This window comes from Streptomyces durhamensis (assembly GCF_000725475.1).
Lineage (GTDB): Bacteria > Actinomycetota > Actinomycetes > Streptomycetales > Streptomycetaceae > Streptomyces > Streptomyces filipinensis.
The window spans coordinates 92,437-112,301 of record NZ_JNXR01000025.1; the positions used below are offsets into that span (position 1 = coordinate 92,437).

Annotated in this window: 15 protein-coding genes; 11 read left to right on the top strand and 4 right to left on the bottom strand. The window is 72.4% G+C overall.

From position 1 onward, the window contains the following. Positions 1–28: 28 nt before the first annotated feature. Complete coding sequence (locus IO33_RS0131820; protein WP_107069434.1) at positions 29–3,691, top strand: glycosyltransferase family 2 protein; 3,663 nt, start codon at positions 29–31, stop codon at positions 3,689–3,691. Then, positions 3,688–5,205, top strand: a complete 1,518-nt coding sequence (locus IO33_RS0131825) for a DUF5719 family protein (protein WP_031171393.1) — start codon at positions 3,688–3,690, stop codon at positions 5,203–5,205. Before IO33_RS0131820 ends, IO33_RS0131825 begins: the two co-directional genes overlap by 4 nt. A gap of 148 nt (positions 5,206–5,353) precedes the next feature. On the opposite strand, the gene IO33_RS0131830 is transcribed toward IO33_RS0131825, so the two are convergent. Continuing rightward, positions 5,354–5,737 carry a metallopeptidase family protein gene (locus IO33_RS0131830; RefSeq protein ID WP_031171395.1) on the bottom strand — a complete coding sequence of 128 codons (384 nt, stop codon included), beginning with the start codon at positions 5,735–5,737 and terminating at the stop codon, positions 5,354–5,356. A 446-nt stretch (positions 5,738–6,183) separates the two neighbouring features. On the opposite strand from IO33_RS0131830, the gene IO33_RS0131835 reads away from it, so the two are divergent. The 6 genes from IO33_RS0131835 (at position 6,184) to IO33_RS0131860 (ending at position 12,066) form a co-directional block, all read left to right on the top strand. Then, on the top strand, positions 6,184–6,609 hold the full coding sequence (locus IO33_RS0131835; protein WP_031171397.1) for a DUF3499 domain-containing protein: 426 nt from the start codon (positions 6,184–6,186) through the stop codon (positions 6,607–6,609). Between the two features lie 79 nt (positions 6,610–6,688). Further along, positions 6,689–8,053: a phosphomannomutase/phosphoglucomutase gene (locus tag IO33_RS0131840; RefSeq protein ID WP_031171399.1), complete on the top strand. Its 1,365-nt coding sequence runs from the start codon at positions 6,689–6,691 to the stop codon at positions 8,051–8,053. Between the two features lie 203 nt (positions 8,054–8,256). Beyond that, positions 8,257–8,439: a Trm112 family protein gene (locus IO33_RS0131845; protein ID WP_031171400.1), complete on the top strand. Its 183-nt coding sequence runs from the start codon at positions 8,257–8,259 to the stop codon at positions 8,437–8,439. A gap of 61 nt (positions 8,440–8,500) precedes the next feature. Further along, the gene (locus tag IO33_RS0131850) at positions 8,501–9,628 is read left to right on the top strand and encodes an SIS domain-containing protein (RefSeq protein ID WP_031171402.1); all 1,128 of its coding nucleotides are present in this window, start codon (positions 8,501–8,503) and stop codon (positions 9,626–9,628) included. 101 nt (positions 9,629–9,729) lie between these two features. After that, positions 9,730–10,881, top strand: a complete 1,152-nt coding sequence (manA, locus tag IO33_RS0131855; protein WP_031171405.1) for a mannose-6-phosphate isomerase, class I — start codon at positions 9,730–9,732, stop codon at positions 10,879–10,881. Between the two features lie 204 nt (positions 10,882–11,085). After that, positions 11,086–12,066 (top strand): cation diffusion facilitator family transporter, encoded by a 981-nt coding sequence (locus IO33_RS0131860; RefSeq protein ID WP_031171407.1) that lies wholly within the window; start codon positions 11,086–11,088, stop codon positions 12,064–12,066. A 348-nt stretch (positions 12,067–12,414) separates the two neighbouring features. Here the strand turns inward: IO33_RS0131860 and IO33_RS0131865 are convergent, their stop codons facing one another. Next, positions 12,415–14,652 carry a fructose-specific PTS transporter subunit EIIC gene (locus tag IO33_RS0131865; protein ID WP_031171409.1) on the bottom strand — a complete coding sequence of 746 codons (2,238 nt, stop codon included), beginning with the start codon at positions 14,650–14,652 and terminating at the stop codon, positions 12,415–12,417. 470 nt (positions 14,653–15,122) lie between these two features. Between IO33_RS0131865 and ahcY the strand changes: the two genes are divergently transcribed. Together ahcY and IO33_RS0131875 are read left to right on the top strand one after the other, a co-directional pair. Next, positions 15,123–16,580 (top strand): adenosylhomocysteinase, encoded by a 1,458-nt coding sequence (ahcY, locus tag IO33_RS0131870; RefSeq protein ID WP_031171411.1) that lies wholly within the window; start codon positions 15,123–15,125, stop codon positions 16,578–16,580. A 253-nt stretch (positions 16,581–16,833) separates the two neighbouring features. After that, positions 16,834–17,448 (top strand): hypothetical protein, encoded by a 615-nt coding sequence (locus IO33_RS0131875; protein ID WP_031171413.1) that lies wholly within the window; start codon positions 16,834–16,836, stop codon positions 17,446–17,448. Between the two features lie 22 nt (positions 17,449–17,470). Here IO33_RS0131875 and IO33_RS0131880 read toward each other — a convergent pair whose 3' ends face one another. Beyond that, positions 17,471–18,391, bottom strand: a complete 921-nt coding sequence (locus IO33_RS0131880; protein ID WP_031171415.1) for an RDD family protein — start codon at positions 18,389–18,391, stop codon at positions 17,471–17,473. Between the two features lie 151 nt (positions 18,392–18,542). On the opposite strand from IO33_RS0131880, the gene IO33_RS0131885 reads away from it, so the two are divergent. Further along, positions 18,543–19,550, top strand: coding sequence for a stage II sporulation protein M (locus IO33_RS0131885; RefSeq protein WP_031171417.1), 1,008 nt, complete (start codon positions 18,543–18,545; stop codon positions 19,548–19,550). 109 nt (positions 19,551–19,659) lie between these two features. Here IO33_RS0131885 and IO33_RS51825 read toward each other — a convergent pair. Continuing rightward, positions 19,660–19,865: hypothetical protein (locus IO33_RS51825; RefSeq protein WP_209438951.1), on the bottom strand; the 206-nt coding region annotated here is incomplete at its 5' end.

Here is a 19,865-nt window from a genome sequence, read left to right on the forward strand (position 1 = left end):
AGTCCATCGAACCGGGGCCCGCACCTCGATGTCCGTGCACAGCCATACGGCAGCCCAAGACTCGGCTGCCACACCTGAGTTCCCGCGTCACGTGGTGACCGCGGTCCTCGTCTCCCACGACGGCGCCCGCTGGCTGCCCGACGCCCTCGCCGGGCTGCTCGGCCAGGAGCGCCCCGTGCAGTACGCGGTGGCCGCCGACACCGGCAGCGCGGACGACTCCGCCCGGCTGCTCACCGACGCCCTCGGTGACGCAGGCGTCCTGCACCTCGCCCGGCGCACCGGCTTCGGCCAGGCCGTCGAGGAGGCGAGCCGTACGGCCCCGGCCCTCACCGCGGAAGAGCTGCCGTACCTCAAGCGCCCCAGCGGCTGGGACCCGGTCACCCGCTCCTGGCGCGACGACGCCTACGACCTGCCCGACCTGCCGTACGGCGAGCCGATCCAGTGGCTCTGGCTGCTGCACGACGACTGCGCCCCTGAACCCGACGCCCTCGCCCAGCTGCTGCGGGTCGTCGACACCGAACTGGAGCTGGGCCGCGACGACGTGGCGATCGTCGGCCCCAAGCTGCGCGGCTGGTACGACCGTCGGCAGCTGCTCGAGGTCGGCGTCTCCATCGCCCACTCCGGCCGCCGCTGGACCGGCCTGGACCGCCGCGAACAGGACCAGGGCCAGCACGACCACGTCCGCGCCGTGCTGTCCGTCTCCACCGCCGGCATGCTCATCCGCCGCGACGTCTTCGAACAGCTCGGCGGCTTCGACCGCCGACTGCCCCTGATGCGCGACGACGTCGACCTGTGCTGGCGCGCCAACGCCGCCGGCCACCGCGTCCTGATCGCCCCCGAAGCGGTCGTCCGGCACGCCGAGGCCGCCTCCCGCGAGCGCCGCACCGTCGACTGCGTCGGCCGCACCGCCGCCTCCCCGCACAAGGTCGACAAGGCCGGTGCCGTCTACACCCTGCTCGTCAACGCCCGCGGCGCCGCGCTGCCCTGGGTGCTGCTGCGGCTGGTGTTCGGCACCGTCCTGCGCACCCTCGCCTACCTCGTCGGCAAGGTGCCCGGCCAGGCCGTCGACGAGATCCGGGGCCTGCTCAGCACCCTGCTGCGCCCCGAGCGGATCATCGCCGCACGGCGCCGCCGCGGACGCCCGCAGACCGACAAGAGCGAACTGCGCCCGCTCTTCCCGCCCCCCGGCGCCACCGTCCGCGCGACCGTGGAACAGCTCGCCGCCAACTTCAGCAGCGGCTCCGACGACACCGCCCGGGCCGGCCGGCACGGCGGCGCCGTCGAGTCCGGACCCGGCGGCGACGACGCCGACTTCCTGGAGGTCGAGCAATTCGCCCGGCTCAAGCGGATCGCCCGCAGGCCCGGCCCGGTGCTCTTCCTCGCCCTGCTGCTCATCTCCCTGACCGCCTGCCGCGCCCTGCTCTCCGGCGGCGCGCTCGCGGGCGGCGCCCTGCTGCCCGCCCCCGCCGGCGCCGGCGAGCTGTGGTCCCGCTTCGCCGACGCCTGGCACCCGGTCGGCGCGGGCGGCACCCCGCCCGCCCCGCCCTACCTCGCCGTCGTCGCGACCCTCGCCACGATCCTGTTCGGCTCCACCGGACTCGCCGTCACCGTCCTGCTGGTCGCCTCCGTACCGCTCGCCGGATGCACCGCCTACTTCGCCTCCCGGCCGCTCGTCACCTCCCGGCTGCTGCGCGCCTGGGCGGCCATCGCCTACGCCTTCCTGCCCGCCACCACCGGCGCCCTGGCCGGCGGCCGCATCGGCACCGCCGTCCTCGCCGTGCTGCTGCCGCTCATCGCGCGCGCCGGCATCGCCGCGAGCGGCCTCGCGAACCGCTCCGGCGCGCGCGGCAGTTGGCGAGCGACCTGGGCGTACGCGCTGCTGCTGAGCATCACCACCGCCTTCACGCCGATCGTCTGGCCCATCGCGCTGCTCCTCGGCGTCGGCGTGCTCGTCCTGCGCCGCGGCGACCTCGTCGCCCACGTCCTGCGCTTCCTCGCCCAGCTCGGCACCCCGCTGCTGATCCTCGCCCCCTGGTCGCTGACCCTGCTGCCGACCGGCTTCTTCAAGGAAGCCGGCCTGGCCTACGGCACCTCGGCCGCCTCCGCGCTCGACCTGCTCGGCGCGAGCCCCGGCGGCCCCGGCACCGTGAACGGCCTGATGCTCATCGGAATCGTCCTCGCCGCCCTCGCCGCGCTGCTGCGCTCCGAACGGCAGCGGGCCGTCCGCACCGCCTGGGTCGTCGCCCTGGCGGCCCTCGTCCTCGCCGTCCTGTCCAACAGGTCCGCCTGGGCCGGCCCGGCCACCCTCGTCTACGGTCTCGCCCTGCTGGCCGCCGCCGCCCTCGGCGCCGACGGGGCCCGCGCGCGCGTGGCCGAGCAGAGCTTCGGCTGGCGCCAGCCCGTCGCCGCCCTGATCGCCTTCGCCAGCGCCGCGGGCCCGCTGCTCGTCGCCGCCGGCTGGATGCTCCGCGGCGCCGACGGCCCCCTGGAGCGCCGCGACCCCACCCAGGTGCCCGCGTTCGTCGCCGAGGACTCCACCACCGGCGACCGCGCCCGCACCCTGATCCTGGACAGCGACTCCACCGCGCGCGTGCGCTACACCCTGGTCCGTGGCTCCGGTGCCCGCATGGGCGACGCCGAGGTCAGCACCGCCGACGGCCAGAACACCCGGCTCGACAAGGTCGTCGCCAACCTCGTCGCCGGCTCCGGCGCCGACCAGGCCGACGAGCTCGGCGGCTTCGCCGTGCGGTACGTCCTGGTCCACAAGGGCGCGCCCCGCGACATCACCCGCGTCCTCGACACCACCCCCGGCCTGAGCCGGCTCAGCCAGCAGAACGGCAGCGCCCTGTGGCGTGTCGACCAGGAGGTCTCCCGCGCCACCATCGTCCCGGCGGGCGGCTCGGGCACCGCCCAGTCGGTCACCGCCGGGCCGGTGGAGATCCACACCACCGTCCCCGCCGGTCAGGCCGGCCGCGTCCTGCGCCTCGCCGACACCGCCTCCGACGGCTGGACGGCCGCCCTGAACGGCAGGCCGCTCACCCGTACCACGGTCGACGGCTGGGCCCAGGGCTTCCAACTGCCCGCCGACGGCGGCAGGCTGGACGTCACCTATAGCGATCCGATCACCCACACCGCGTGGCTGTGGGCCCAGGGCGCCCTCGCCGTCGTCCTGGTCGTCCTCGCCCTGCCCGGCCGTCGCCGCGATGTCGACGACGACCTGCCCGAGGAGGAGCCGGTGCCCGCCCAGGCCACCGCGGGCGAGGGCCGCCGCGCCCGCCGCCTGCGCGCCCAGGCCGAGGAACAGGCCGCCGCCGACGACGAGCAGCCGGCCGCACCCACACCGCCGGCCGAGCCCCCGGCCGCCGTACCGCAGCAGCAGTCCTATGAGGACTGGGACCAGGCCTCCTACTCGAACACCGGATACCCCGGCTACGGCACCGACCAGTACCAGACCGGCGGCCCGTACCAGCCCTCCGGCTACGACCAGCAGGCGTACCCGGCCGCCGACCCGTACCAGACGGGCCAGTACGACCCGTACGCCTACGGCGGTACGACCGGCCAGATGCCCTACGACCCGACGGCCTACCAGCAGGGCTACGACCCGGCGTACGACCCCGCCCAGCAGGGCTACGACCCGGCCCAGCATCCCCATGGCACCGGCAGCGAGCGTTCCGACGGGAGCCAGCAGTGAACCGCACCACCCTGTCCCTGATCGCCGGCACCACCGCGCTGGCCGCCGTCACCGCGTTCGCCGCGTTCGACGGTCCGTCCGCGTCCGGGGCCGCCGCCCCCAAGCCGGCCGCGAACCTGCCGGTGCAGCGCACGAGCCTGCTGTGTCCGGCACCGAGCATCTCGGACATCGCCGACACGGCGTACACGTCGTTCACGCCCGTCACCCAGGGCGCGGAAAGCAGCGGCAAGGCCCAACTCCAGGCGGCCGAAGAGCAGTCGACGGACGACGCGGGAGCCAAGGACACCAAGGGGTCCAAGGGGGCGAAGAAGACCGCGGACGAGCCGGTGCTGACCCCCAAGGCCCCGGGCACCCCGGCCACCGGCGACACCTCCGGCGCCGACACGCCCGCGCTCATCGGCACCGCCGACGGAAGGTTCGCGCCGGGCTGGACCGTCCAGGAGACCACCGAGGTCGCCGCCGGCACCGGCCGCGGCCTCCAGGGCGTCAACTGCACCGCCGCCGACACCGATTTCTGGTTCCCGGGCGCCGGCACGGCCGCCGGCCGCACCGACTACGTGCACCTGACCAACCCCGACGACTCCGCCGCGGTCGTCGACATCGAGCTGTACGGCAAGGACGGCGCGATCAAGTCCCCGCTCGGCGAGAACCTCACCGTCCCGCCGCACGCGAGCAAGCCGATCCTGCTCTCCACGCTCACCGACGAACGCCAGGCCGACCTGACCGTGCACGTCAGCGTGCGCAGCGGCCGGGTCGGCGCGTCCGTGCAGGCCCTGGACGACAAGGCGGGCGGCGACTGGCTGGCCGCGGCCGTCGACCCGGCCGGCAGCCTGGTGCTGCCCGGCATCCCGAAGGACGCCACCGACGTCCGTCTGATCGCCTTCACTCCCGGCGGCGACGACGCCGACCTGAAGGTCCGCCTGGCCTCGCCGGACGGCCTGATCACCCCGGCGGGCAACGAGACCCTCCATGTGAAGTCGGGCATGACGACCACGGCCGACCTCGGCGAGGTGACCCGCGGCGAGGCGGGCTCCCTGGTCCTGACGCCCACGGACCAGTCGGTCCCGGTCGTCGCGGCCCTCCGGGTCGTGCGCGGCAAGGGCGACAAGCAGGAGACGGCCTTCATCCCGGCCACCGCCCCCGTCGGCTCGCGCGCCACCTCGGCCGACAACAGCGCCAAGGGCACGACACTCGCCCTGACGGCGCCCACCGCCGCCGCCACGGTCAAGGTCACCGCCTCGGCGGGCAGCGAGGGCGGCACGGCGACGTCGAAGACGTACACCGTCAAGGCCGGCACCACGCAGAACGTCACCGTTCCCGTCCCCGCCGGCCTCAAGGGCACCTACGCCCTCACCGTCGAGCCCCTCTCCGGCGGCCCGGTCTACGCCTCCCGCACCCTGACAGCCACCGAGGAGGGAGTCCCCGGCTTCACCATCCAGACCCTCCCGAACGACCGGGGCATGGTGGCGGTACCGACAACGACAGAAGACCTCTCGGTCCTGCAAAAGCCCTGACCGCGCCCGTCCGCCCCGCTCGGATCGCCTCCGGTACCCGCCCCGGCTGCGGGCGGTCGTGCCGCTGGGGCGGCACGGGTGGGCGGAGCGGCATCCCGCAAGCGCGGGCAAGCGAAACGCCCCGTCGTCCCGCGGCAGCCCCGCCGGACTAATCCTCCCCGTACCGCGGATCCACCGTCTCCGGAGTCAGCCCCAACAACTCGGCAACCTGCTCCACCACCACCTCGTGCACCAGCGCGGCCCGCTCATCCCGCCCCTTCGTCCGGATCTCCACCGGCCGCCGGTACACCACCACCCGCGCCCGCCGCCCGTCCCGCGCTGCGACGACCCCGCCCAACGGCACGGCCTCGTCGCTCCAGGCCTGCTCGCCCCGCCCCTCCAGCCGGGGCACGTCCAACACGAGGAAATCGGTGTCGGCCAGCTGCGGCCACCGCCGCTCAAGGCGCTCCACGGAGTCCTGCACCAGGTCCGCGAACACATCGGCACGGCTGGCCGCGAGCGGCACCTGCGGCGGTGCGATCGGCCCCCTCATACCCCGCCCATGACGATCACGGCGACGGGGCCCGGGGCCGGTGGCACGGGGCGGTACACGGTTGTCCATCACCGGGGAAGCGTAGTCCCCGCACGCTCCGCACGCCCGGTCCCACACGGCAACCCGCCCCTCCCCCCACGGCAACCGGCCACCACCCCGGACCGCCCGGCGCCCGCCGCCGATCGGCCCGCCGCCGATCGGCCCATTCCCCTCCGATCGGCCGTATCCACCCCCATGTCGCCAGATGACCGTTCCAGCCAACGAATGGCTCGTTTCCGTAACCCTCCAAGACCGCCGAACACAAGGCATTTGACGGTGTTTGTGCCGACTCGTGACCGTATCGAGGTGGGCCCAAAACCCCACGGGAACCCGTCCGTGCAGGTCAACAAGGTGTCCCCGAAGGGGTGTGTGGGACGTTTCACAGCACGACACGGTGGAGTGACCTGGTGGAGAGTCGTCGCGGCCCGCTCAAGAGTGCGGTACCGTCCAACCTCGTGAGCCCTGTACGTCGCTGTTCGCGCACCGCCTGCGGTCGACCCGCCGTCGCGACGCTGACGTACGTCTACGCCGACTCGACCGCGGTCCTCGGCCCCCTCGCCACCTACGCCGAGCCGCACTGCTACGACCTGTGCGCCGAGCACTCCGAGCGCCTCACCGCCCCCCGCGGCTGGGAGGTCGTACGCCTCCTCGACGGCTCCGCTCCCGCGCGGCCCAGCGGGGACGATCTGGAAGCGCTTGCCAACGCCGTACGCGAGGCCGCCCGCCCCCAGGAGCGCGCTGCCGAGGCGGGCGGCGGCGGAGCCCGCACGGCGGATCCCATGGAGGTCGCCCGCCGCGGACACCTGCGAGTCCTGCGCTCACCGGACAACTGAGCCCACCGCGCCGCACACCTCCCCCTTACCCCCAACGGGTAGTTTGTGGGCACCCATAGAACTTTCAGGAGGGTTGGCCGTGGCTGCTGATCTGTCGCAGATCGTGAAGGCGTACGACGTACGCGGAGTGGTCCCGGACCAGTGGGACGAGTCACTGGCCGGACTGTTCGGCGCGGCCTTCGCCGAGGTGACAGGGGCGGCGGCGATCGTCGTCGGCCACGACATGCGGCCCTCGTCCCCGGCTCTGACCCGCGCCTTCGCGCGCGGCGCGGCGGACCGCGGTGTGGACGTCACCGAGATCGGCCTGTGCTCCACGGACCAGCTGTACTACGCCTCGGGCGCGCTGGACCTGCCCGGCGCCATGTTCACCGCCTCGCACAACCCGGCCCAGTACAACGGCATCAAGATGTGCCGCGCCGGCGCCGCCCCGGTCGGTCAGGACACCGGCCTCGCGCAGATCCGCGAACTGGTCGAGCAGTGGCTGGACTCGGGCGCCCCCGAGCCGGTCGCCGAGCCGGGAACCCTCTCCTCCCGCGAGACGTTGGAGGACTACGCGGCGCACCTGCGCTCCCTGGTCGACCTGACCTCCATCCGCCCCCTGAAGGTCGTGGTCGACGCCGGCAACGGCATGGGCGGCCACACGGTCCCCACGGTCTTCGCCGGCCTGCCCCTGACCCTCGTCCCGATGTACTTCGAACTGGACGGCACCTTCCCCAACCACGAGGCCAACCCCCTCGACCCCGCCAACCTCGTGGACCTGCAGAAGCGCGTCCCGGCGGAGGGCGCCGACCTGGGCATCGCCTTCGACGGCGACGCCGACCGCTGCTTCGTCGTGGACGAGAACGGCGACCCGGTCTCCCCGTCCGCCATCACCGCCCTGGTCGCCAGGCGCGAGCTCGCCCGCAACGGCGGCAAGGGCATGATCATCCACAACCTGATCACCTCCCGCACGGTCCCGGAGGTCGTCACCGAGCACGGCGGCAGCCCGGTCCGCACCCGTGTCGGCCACTCCTTCATCAAGGCCGAGATGGCCCGCACCGGCGCCATCTTCGGCGGCGAGCACTCCGCGCACTACTACTTCAAGGACTTCTGGAACGCCGACACCGGCATGCTGGCCGCCCTGCACGTCCTCGCCGCCCTCGGCGGCCAGCAGGGCCCGCTGTCCTCCCTCGTCTCCCAGTACGACCGCTACACCGGCTCCGGCGAGATCAACTCCACGGTCGCCGACCAGGCCGCCCGCCTCGCCGCGATCCGCTCCGCCTACGAGGGCCGCCCCGGCATCACCCTCGACGACCTCGACGGCCTCACGGTCGCCGCCGCCGACTGGTGGTTCAACGTCCGCCCCTCCAACACCGAGCCCCTCCTGCGGCTGAACGCGGAGGCGAAGGACGAGGCGACCATGACGAAGATCCGCGACGAGGCCCTGGCGATCATCAGGGCCTGACTCCGCGGACGGCGCTTGCCCGGCGGCCTCAGCCGACACCGCCGGGACCCGACGTCACAGCCGACCCAGCGAGCGGCCGGACGGGCAGACGGCGGTCCAGGGGGCGCAGCCCCCTGGGCGGCACGTGAGCCCAGCTCAGCCCGCCCGCCAGCGGTACGCTGACCACCGGCCAAAGAAATACCCCGTCCTCGAAGGGAACGCTCATGCCGCTCGAAGCCGGCCTCCTGGAGATCCTCGCCTGCCCGGCCTGCCACGCCCCTCTCAAGGAGCAGCACAACGACCAGGACACCGAGCTGATCTGCACGAGCCAGGACTGTGGCCTCGCCTACCCGGTCCGCGACGGCATCCCGGTCCTCCTCGTGGACGAGGCCCGCCGCCCCGAGTGACGACGCCCGTCACGTCGTAGACAACCCCCACAGGACCCCCGGCGATCGGAGGCTTCCGCCCATGCTGGACGAATCGCTGCTCGACACCCCGGAGGGCCTGGCCGAGGCCGACCGCCGGGGCCTGCTGCGCGGCGCGGCCGAGGCTGGCGCCCGCGTCCGCACCGCCGCCCGGCACGCCACCGAGGCCGGCGTCGGCGATCTCAAGCCCGACGGCCGCCCGCGCTCCGTGCTGATCGCCGGCCCCGGCGCCGCCGCCACCCACACCGCCGACCTCCTCGGCACCCTGGCGGGCGTGGGCAGCCCCGTGGTCCGCCTGGCCCCGACCGGCGTCGCCTCGGCCGCGGGCGCCCTGCGCTGGGAACTGCCGGGCTGGACCGGCTCCGTCGACCTGCTGCTGATCGCCACCCCGGACGGCACCGAACCCAGCCTCTCCCTCCTCGCCGACCAGGCCTACCGCCGCGGCTGCTCGGTCGCCGCCGTGGCCCCGCCCGGCACCCCGCTCGCGGAGGCGGTCGCCGGCGCCCACGGCCTGTTCGTACCGATGGCGACAGCGCCGTACGACCAGGAGGAACCGCTTGCCGCCTCCTCCTCGGGCGTCTTCTGGGCGCTGCTCACCCCGCTGCTCGCGCTGCTGGACCGCATCGGACTGCTCAGCGCCCCGCCGGAGACGCTGGAGAAGGTCGCCGACCGCCTGGACCACATCGCCGAGCGCTGCGGCCCCGCCATCGCCACCTACAGCAACCCGGCCAAGACCCTGGCCACCGAACTCGCCGACGCCCTGCCCGTGGTGTGGACGGAAGGACCCTCGGCGGGCCCCGCCGGGCGCCGTTTCGCCGCCGCTCTCGCCGAACTCGCCGGCCGCCCCGGACTCGTCTCCGAACTCCCCGAGGCGCTCGCCGCGCACAGCGCCCTGCTGGCCGGACCGCTGGCCGCCAGCGCCGACCCCGACGACTTCTTCCGCGACCGCGTCGAGGAACAGCCCGCGCTGCACGCGCGCGTAGTGCTGCTGCGCGACCGCCCGATCAGCGGCTTCACCGCCGCCCCGGCCGCCCGCGACCTGGCCCTCACCCACGACACGCCGATCAGCGAGCTCGAACCGGAGGAGGGCGGTGAACTGGAGACCCTCGCGGAACTGATCGCCGTCACAGATTTCGCCGCTGTTTACCTGGCGCTCGCTTCGGGGGCCTGATCTTTGCTCCGGGTCCACCGACCCGCGCCCACCACCAGCACGGCAACCGGCTCAGCCGCCGGTCCGGCTGAGCCGCGTACGTACGGAGACAGAGAAGACACATGGACCGCCTCGACAACACCGTCCGCCCCTACGCCTGGGGTTCCCCCACCGCCATCCCGCACCTGCTCGGCGTGGAGCCGACCGGTGAACCGCAGGCGGAGATGTGGATGGGCGCGCATCCGGGAGCCCCCTCGCGCACCGCGCGCGGGACACTCGTCGACGTCATCGACGCCGACCCGAAGGGCGAGCTGGGCGCGGAGACGGTCGCGAAGTTCGGCCCTCACCTGCCCTTCCTCCTGAAGGTCCTCGCTGCCGGCGCCCCCCTCTCCCTCCAGGTGCACCCCAACCTGGAGCAGGCCAAGGAGGGTTACGCCGACGAGGAGCGCCGCGGCATCCCGGTCGACGCACCGCACCGCAACTACAAGGACGCCAACCACAAGCCCGAACTGATCTGCGCGCTCACCGAGTTCGACGGCCTCTGCGGCTTCCGCGACCCCGTCCAGGCCGCCGACCTGCTCGACGGACTCGGCGTCCCCTCCCTCAAGCCGTACGTCGACCTGCTGCACGCCCACCCCGAGGACGCGGCCCTGCGCGAGGTCCTCACCGCGATCCTCACCGCCGACCCGGAGGAAATGGCCCGCACGGTCACCGAGACCGCCGCCGCCTGCACCCGCCTCGGCGGCGACTACGCCCCCTACGCCGTCCTCGCCCACCACTTCCCGGGCGACCCCGGCGTCATCGCGGGCATGCTCCTCAACCGCGTCCGCCTGCAGCCGGGCGAGGCCCTGTTCCTCGGCGCCGGCATCCCGCACGCCTACATCAGCGGCCTCGGCGTCGAGATCATGGCCAACTCCGACAACGTCCTGCGCTGCGGCCTGACCCCGAAGCACGTCGACGTCCCCGAGCTGCTGCGGGTGGTCCGCTTCGAAGCGGGCGACCCGGGCGTGCTCCGCCCCGAGGCCTCCCCGGAGGGCGAGGAGGTCTACGAGACGCCGATCGACGAGTTCCGGCTCTCCCGGTACGTTCTCTCCGAGGGCGGCACCGCCCGCGACCTCACCCTCGCCACCCCGCAGATCCTGCTCTGCACGGCCGGTACGGTCCACGCGGGCGAACACGAGCTGAAGCCGGGGCAGTCGGTCTTCGTCCCCGCCGCGCAGACGGCGGAGATCTCGGGTGCGGGCACGGTCTTCCGCGCCACGGTGGTCCTGTGACGGGGCTGTGGAAAACCGACGTTGTGATCGTATGACCGGGGTTGTGGACACCTGACGCGCCGGCGCCCGGCCGGGCTGCAAGAATGGCCCACCGGCAAAGGCCGGGCAAAGCCGGGGCACGCCCGGACACGGTGGCCGTACGAAGGCGCCGTGAGAAGGCGCCGTACGACGGCGACGACGAGGTCGAAGGGACAACGCGGACACATGAGCGCGTCAGGCGGTACGAAGGCGATCGTGGCGGCACTCGGCGCCAACCTCGCGATCGCGGCGTCGAAGTTCGTGGCGTTCGCGTTCAGCGGCTCCTCGTCCATGCTCGCCGAAGGCGTCCACTCGCTCGCCGACTCCGGCAACCAGTTCCTGCTGCTCATCGGCGGCAAGAAGGCCCAGCGCGAGGCGACCCCGCAGCACCCCTTCGGCTACGGCCGCGAGCGGTTCATCTACGCCTTCCTGGTCTCGATCGTCCTGTTCTCCATCGGCGGCATGTTCGCCGTCTACGAGGGCTACGAGAAGATCGTCCACCCGCACGAACTGGAGAACTGGTACTGGCCGGTGGGCGTCCTGCTCTTCGCGGTCGTCGCCGAGGGCTTCTCCTTCCGCACCGCCATAAAGGAGTCCAACGAGCTGCGCGGCAGACTGTCCTGGGCGCAGTTCATCCGCCGCGCCAAGGCGCCCGAACTGCCCGTCGTCCTGCTGGAGGACTTCGGCGCGCTCATCGGTCTGGTCCTCGCCCTCCTCGGTGTCGGTCTGGCCGTGCTCACCGGTGACGGCGTATGGGACGGCATCGGCACCGTCTGCATCGGCGTCCTGCTCGTCCTGATCGCCCTGGTGCTGGCCGCCGAGACCAAGTCACTGCTGCTCGGCGAGGCGGCGGGCCTCGACGTGATCAAGGAGATCGAGGAGGCGACCGTCGACGGCGACACCGTCACCGGCGTCATCCACATGCGCACGCTGCACCTCGGCCCCGAGGAACTGCTGGTCGCCGCCAAGATCGCCGTCCAGCACGACGACACGGCCGCCGAGGTCGCCAACGCCATCAACGCCGCCGAGGCCCGCATCCGTGCCGCCGTCCCCATCGCCCGCGTCATCTACCTCGAACCGGACATCTACAGCGAGGCCGAGGCCGCCAAGGGCCCCGACCCGGCGGCGACCCCGGGCGGCCCGACCCCCCACGCCACCGACCACTGAGCCCCGTATCCCCCGTCCCGCGGACCATCCCCCGCAGCCGCGTGAGCCGGCCAGAGCCGCAGGGCCCGGAGCAGAGTCACGGGCCCTGCCGCCAGGGGGTACGGAGGGGCCCCACACCCTCTCGTCGGGGGGCCAGGCCCTGGCTGCCGGCACAGCCGCCTGAACGTGCATCCCCGGACCGGCGGACCCGCATCTCCCGGACAGCCTGCCGCGCGAACCGGACCGGCGGAGGGTATGAAACGGACCCGCGGAGGGTGCGAACCGGACCGGCGGCGTGCGGGCCCGGACCGCCGGCCCGGCACCCGCACCCTTTCGCTCATCTCGCCCGGCTCACCCAACTCACCGGACTCACCCGACTTCGGCCAGCACGTCGAGCACCGCCCGCCCGTCCGGCGCGGCCAGCAGCCGCTCCCGGAAGCCGGGATCCGTCAGCTTGCGCGAGAGCAGCGCGAGGATCCGCAGGTGCTCGTCGCCCGCGGCGGCCTCCGGTACGGCGATCATGAAGACCAGCCGGGCCTTCGTGCCGTCCAGCGAACCCCACTCGACCCCCTCGGCCGACCGCGCGAAACCCACGACCGGCGCGGTCACCGCATCGGTCTTCGCATGCGGGATCGCGATCTCCTCACCGAGCCCGGTCGTCCCCTGCGCCTCGCGCCGCAACGCGGTCGCCACCAGTTCGTCCACATCGGCGACCTGCCCGCTCCGCGCCAGCAGTTCCGCCATCTCCCGGATCGCGGCGTCCTTCCCCACCGCTTCGAGCTCGCCCCGCACGGTCCGCTCATCGAGATACCCGGACAACACCCCGGCCCGGCCGCCGGCAGCCGCGCTCTCCCCCTGCGCCGAGACAAGTACCGGGCTTTCCGGACCCCCCGCCTCAGCCCCGCCCACCGAAGTCTCTCCCCGCTGCCCGGGCACGACCGCCCCGGAACCCGCACCGACACCAGCCGCCCGCGCACCGGCACCCGCAGAGGGAGCACCAGCACCCACCACCGCGGCACCCGTACCCACCACCGGATCGCCCGCACCCGCAGCGCCCCCATGCACCGACGACGCACCCGCACCCGCCGACGGCGAGGGACCCGCACCAGGGACACCCGCACCCGCGGACCCACCGTCAGGCACCCCGCGCCCCCGACGCCCACTCACATCCACCATCGCCACGGTCGCCAGCGCGGTGACCCCCGCCCCGATCACGACGGCCACGAAGAACATCGGCACCCCACTCACCGCACCCAGCACGGCCACGATCGGCCCTCCATGCGGCACCGCGTCCTTCACCCCGGCCAGCCCCGCGACCGCACCGGCCACCGCGCCGCCGAGCATGTTCGCCGGAATGACCTGCGCAGGCCGCGCCGCCGCGAACGGGATCGCACCCTCCGAGATGCCGAAACACCCCATGAACAGCGCCGCCAGTCCCGTCTCCCGCTCCTGCTCGGTGTACAGCCCCCGACGGATCAGCGTGGCCAGACCCTGCCCGAGCGGCATCACCGGAATCGCCGCGGCACACATGCCCATCACCGTCTGGTTGCCGCTCGCGATGAGCCCCGCACCGAACAGGAACGCCGTCTTGTTGACCGGCCCACCCATGTCGAACGCGATCATCAGCCCCAGGATCGCGCCGAGCAGGACCGCACTCGTCCCCGTCATCCCGGCGAGCCAGCTCGTCAGGTGCTCGAACATCCACGCGATCGGCTTGCCGATGACATAGACGAAGAACAGCCCGAGCGCGCTCGTGGCCACGATCGGGATCACGATGATCGGCATGATCGGCCGCACGAACCTCGGCACCCGGACCTTCTTGATCCACAGCACCAGATACCCGGCGAGGAACCCGGTAACGATCGCCCCGATGAAGCCCGCGCCCGCCTTGGAGTCGTACAACGCCCCCGTGTTGGCGATCCACCCGCCGATCATGCCCGGCACCAGCGCGGGCCGGTCGGCGATGGCATAGGCGATGTAGCCCGACAGGACCGGGATCATCAGCTGGAACCCGATCCCGCCGATCGCGTTGACGTGCGCCCAGAACGTGCCGTCCGGGATCACATAACCCTTCGCCGTCGCATGCCCGCCGAGGGCCAGCGAGACCGCGATCAGCAGACCGCCGACGACCACGAACGGGATCATGTACGACACGCCGTTCATCAGCGCCTTGTACACCGGCCCCCGCTCCTTGCCGCCCCCGGCGGTCCCGGCGGCCGAACCACCCGCGGCCCCGCCCGGCGCGTACACGGGCGCCGACCGCACCCGGTCGATCAACTGCTCGGGATGGTGGATGCCCTCGGCGACCCCGACCGTCAGCACCCGCTTGCCCGCGAAGCGGCTGAGGTCGACGTCCTTGTCCGCGGCGACGATGATCCCGTCCGCATGTCTGACATCGTTGTCATCGAGGACGTTCTCGGCCCCGATGGACCCCTGTGTCTCCACCTTCATCCCGATGCCACGGCTCGCCGCGGCCTGCGCGAGCTTCTCCGCCGCCATATAGGTGTGCGCGATGCCCGTCGGGCAGGCGGTCACCGCCAGCAGCTTCAGCTGCCGCGGCTCGTCGTCGAGGTCTTCCGCGGAGGGAGGGCCGGCCGGACTGGTCACGTCGATCTCCTAACGCCTTCGTCGCACGAGGCGCCATCCCGGACACCCCGCGAGCGGAACCGGACGGCCCCGGTTCCCCTGCATCCTGCATCACCCCGCCCACGGCCAGAAGACGCCAAAGTCCCTGTCCATACCGGATTGTGGGCTCCCGTTCCCCGGATTCCGCACCCCTGCCGGCCCCGCTCCTGCCCCCACCCCGCACCCCGAAACCGCCGCCCGGGCTCTTCGAACCGACCGGAGGCGGACTGGGGCCGACCGGGCCGTCCGGTGTAGCTTGGGACGGAGCCAGACGTCGCTGCTGATGGCGGTCGGGCGGTCCCCATGCGGACCGGCCGAGGGAGAGAGGGCCTCCGACGGACTGCGCTGCGCGTACGTGGGCATCCCTGTGTCCTCTTCTCGGGCACTCCTGTGTCCGCCGCCGCGCAGACCAGCCGTACCCACCTCGCCCCGATACCGAGGAGCAGCTCGCAATGACGACTGTCGACAACCGACAGGACTTCAAGGTCGCCGACCTCTCGCTGGCCGAGTTCGGCCGCAAGGAGATCACCCTCGCCGAGCACGAGATGCCGGGCCTGATGGCGATCCGCAAGGAATACGCCGAGGCCCAGCCCCTCGCCGGCGCCCGCGTCACCGGCTCCCTGCACATGACCGTGCAGACCGCCGTACTCATCGAGACCCTGGTCGCCCTCGGCGCCCGGGTCCGCTGGGCCTCGTGCAACATCTTCTCCACCCAGGACCACGCGGCCGCCGCCATCGCCGTCGGCCCGAACGGCACGCCGGACAACCCGCAGGGCGTCCCGGTCTTCGCCTGGAAGGGCGAGACCCTGGAGGAGTACTGGTGGTGCACCGAGCAGGCGCTGACCTGGCCGGACAGCCCCACCGGCGGCCCGAACATGATCCTGGACGACGGCGGTGACGCCACCCTCCTCGTCCACAAGGGCGTCGAGTACGAGAAGGACGGCAAGGTCCCCGGCCTGGAGACCGCCGAGTCCGACGAGCACCGCGTCATCCTCCAGCTGCTGCACCGCACCCTGGGTGAGAACCCCCAGAAGTGGACCCAGCTGGCCTCCGAGATCCGCGGTGTCACCGAGGAGACCACCACCGGCGTCCACCGCCTGTACGAGATGCAGCGTGACGGCGTCCTCCTCTTCCCGGCGATCAACGTCAACGACGCCGTGACCAAGTCGAAGTTCGACAACAAGTACGGCTGCCGCCACTCCCTGGTCGACGGCATCAACCGCGCCACCGACGTCCTGATCGGCGGCAAGACCGTCGTCGTGTGCGGTTACGGCGACGTGGGCAAGGGCTGCGCGGAGTCCCTGCGCGGCCAGGGCGCCCGAGTGATCATCACCGAGATCGACCCCATCTGCGCCCTCCAGGCGGCGATGGACGGCTACCAGGTCACCACCCTCGACGAGGTCGTCGAGACCGCCGACATCTTCATCACCACGACCGGCAACAAGGACATCATCCTTGCGTCGGACATGGCGAAGATGAAGCACCAGGCGATCGTCGGCAACATCGGCCACTTCGACAACGAGATCGACATGGCCGGCCTCGCCAAGATCCCCGGCATCGTCAAGGACGAGGTCAAGCCGCAGGTCCACACCTGGAAGTTCCCGGACGGCAAGGTCATCATCGTGCTGTCCGAGGGCCGCCTGCTCAACCTGGGCAACGCCACCGGCCACCCGTCGTTCGTGATGTCCAACTCCTTCGCGGACCAGACGCTGGCCCAGATCGAGCTGTTCACCAAGCCCGACGAGTACCCGACCGGCGTCTATGTGCTGCCCAAGCACCTCGACGAGAAGGTCGCCCGCCTCCACCTGGACGCGCTCGGCGTCAAGCTCACCAAGCTGCGCCCGGAGCAGGCCGCGTACATCGGCGTGGAGGTCGACGGCCCGTACAAGTCGGACCACTACCGCTACTGAGCCGGCGAATCCCGGACCCGCCCGCCGGGGAGCGCGCCGGTGCACCGCCGCGCTCCCCGGCAGCAGGTCCTCAGAGACAGGCCCCCGCACCCCCGTGCCGGGGGCCTGCCCCTTTGGCCGGTCCCGCCCGTCTCCGGCCGCCCATGACCCAGCCGAAACGGCCCCGCCCACGGCCCGACCCCAACCGAACGGCCCGTATCGGCCGGAGTGACCCGGGCGCCGGACCGCCAGCCCGTCAAGACCCAGGACCCCCATGCCCCGCGGCCGCTATTCGCTCCACGATCCGCACGATCGCACCCCCCTCGCCGAAGAACACTTCCAGTGCGCCCCCGGCCCGTCCGGCTGGCGCTATGTCTCCCGGGTGACCAGCCCCGCCGGCGATCACCGCGGCTCGGTCGACCTCGCCCTGGACGACCTGGGCCGCCCCATCCGCCTTGAACTCCACGCGGGTGAGTGGCAGGTGCGCGGCGCCGCCCTCGACGGCGTCACCTGGGTCCGCACCGACCCCACCGGGACCCACGCCACCGAAGGCCATGTGCGCGCCCACGCCTTCACCGGCACGTCCCCCGCGTTCCTCGTCGCCACGGCCCGTCTCCTGCGCCTCACCCCCTCGTCCGACGCGACCCGCGTACGCCTGGTCGCCTTTACGGACCCCGTCCTCGCCCCCCGCACCGTGGACCAGTCCTGGGCCCTGCTGAAAAGCGAAGCACACGCCACTGACAGCGGTCCCCTGATCGTGGACGAGTACCAGGTCACGGACCTGGACACAGGCGAACGCCACACCGTCCACATCGCCGGGGACGTCGTCCTGGCCGCGCCCGGGATCGAGCTGGAGGACCTGCAGTCACCGCCGTCGACGTTCGGCTGAAAGTCGCCGGGCGGACCTCTTCCTACGCCGGCGGTGCGAAACCGGTGGCCGGGCGGTCGGCCGACGGCTCTTCCCGCAGTGGTGCGGCCGGCGGCGCAAGCGGAGCCTGCGGCTGGGCCGTCGAAGAGGCCGGGGAAGCGGGCGGCTGATATCCGGCCGGCGCGCCGGCCGCGGCCACCGGCGGAGCGGATCCACCGGCACCGAACGCCTGCCGGGCCTCACGCGACTGCCGCTCGTGCACCACCGCCGCCAGGAAGGCGGCCGCCGGCAGGTCCTGCGGCACCGACGCGCCCGTCCGCGCCGCGAGGTCGACAGCGAGCCGCTGGGCCATCCCCAGCGAGACCTGAGGTTCGAGCTGCCCCATCCGGGTCAGGTACTGCCGGACCGCAAGCCACAGCCCGTCCGGTACCGCCGACAGATCCAGCCCCGCGAACCGCCCGGCAAGCCACGGAGGCGGCGGCGGAACGAAGGCGGCGCGACCGGCGGGTATCCGCTCACGCACCACCAGCGTGCCTGCGAACACGTCCCCGAGCCGCCGGCCGCGCGCCGACACCAGTGAGGCGATGCAGGCGATCACCCCGAACGTCAGCAGGATCTCGACCACACCGACAGCACCCCGCACCAGCGCGTGCCGGAACCGGATCGGCCCACCGTCGTCCCGCACCACCCGCAGCCCCAGCGCCAGCTTCCCCAGCGACCGCCCGTGGCTGAGCGTCTCCACCGCGATCGGCCCACCGACCAGCACCAGAAGAAACGTCGCGATCGACAGTGCCACCTGCGCGGCCTCGTCCAGAGAAGCCGTCGCCACGAGCACCGCGATGCTGACGACGACGTACGCGACCACGGCCACCACGAGGTCGAGCAGCACGGCCAGGGCCCTGCTCGGCAGCTTGGCAGGCCGCAATTCGAGGGCCACCGCCTCGCCCGTCACCAGCTCACTCACGCCCGTCGTCCTTCCCTGATCTGCCCCCGGGAGCGCAAGTCTGCCAAGCTGTGGGCGCATCGCGCCCCAGTACGACAAGCTGATCGCGATCGAAAGCATCCGCGACGCCACGACGAGCAGCCGACGACCGGCCGAGGAGCAGGCAGACCCGATGGACCTGGACGTCTTCGTCTCCGTACACCGAGCCGAATGGGACCGCCTGGACGCCCTGCTCAGCCGTCGGCGCCGCCTCAACGGCGCCGAGGCCGACGAACTCGTCGCCCTCTACCAGCGCACCGCCACCCATCTCTCCCTCATCCAGTCCAGTGCCCCGGACCCGCAGCTCACGGGACGGCTCAGCCAACTGGTGGCACGCGCGCGCAGTGCCGTCACCGGCACCCGCCGCGCCTCCTGGAGTGACGTCACACGTTTCCTGGGCCAGGGCTTCCCGGCCGCCGTCTACCGCGCCCGCCACTGGTGGGTACCCACAGCACTGGTCTCCACGGCCGTCGCGATCCTCCTGGGCTGGTGGATCGGCGCCCACCCGGACGTACAGTCCTCCATCGCGGCACCCAGCCAACTGCGCGAGCTGACGCGCCCCGGCGGCGAGTACGAGACGTACTACTCCAGCCATCCCGCGGCGGCCTTCGCCGCCCAGGTATGGACGAACAACGCCCGAGCAGCTGCGATGTGCCTCGTCCTCGGCGTCTTCCTGGGCCTGCCTGTCCTGTGGATCCTCTTCGAGAACATGCTCAACCTCGGCGTCGGATTCGGCCTGATGTCCTCCGCCGGCCGCCTGGACACGTTCCTGGGTCTGGTCCTTCCCCACGGCCTGCTCGAACTCACCGCCGTCTTCGTCGCCGCCGGAACGGGACTGCGCCTGGGCTGGACACTGATAGACCCCGGGCCGCGGACCCGCCGCGCGGCTCTCGCGGAGGAAGGACGTGCCGCGATCGGCATGGCGATAGGCCTCGCCCTGGTCCTCTTCGTCTCCGGCGCCATCGAAGGCTTCGTCACCCCGTCCGGCCTGCCCACCTGGGCACGCATCGGAATCGGCGTCCTGGCCGAGCTGGCATTCCTGACGTACGTCTACGTCCTGGGCGGCCGAGCGGTACGCGCAGGGGAGACCGGCGATCTCGAAGCGGCGGACCGCAGCGCCTCGGTCCCCACCGCGGCCTGATGTGCGTCTCACCCCCCTGAGCTGCTAGTCTCCTCTTCGCCCCGCAAAAACCGTTGACACGGATGGCGTGGGGAGGTAGATTCAAACAGTTGCCTGGAACTGGACAAGTTCACGGGTCGCCGTTAGACTCTACAAGCCTCCTGAGAATGTCGAGAACGACTTCTCGGTGAAGCACCTCCCGATTACTCAGAAATGAGCGGCCGGTCAGACCGGCCAAGAACTTCTGATAAAGTCGGAACCGCCGGAAAGGGAAACGCGAGAGCGAGAACCTGGAAAGCACCGAGGAAATCGGATCGAGAAAAGATCTGATAGAGT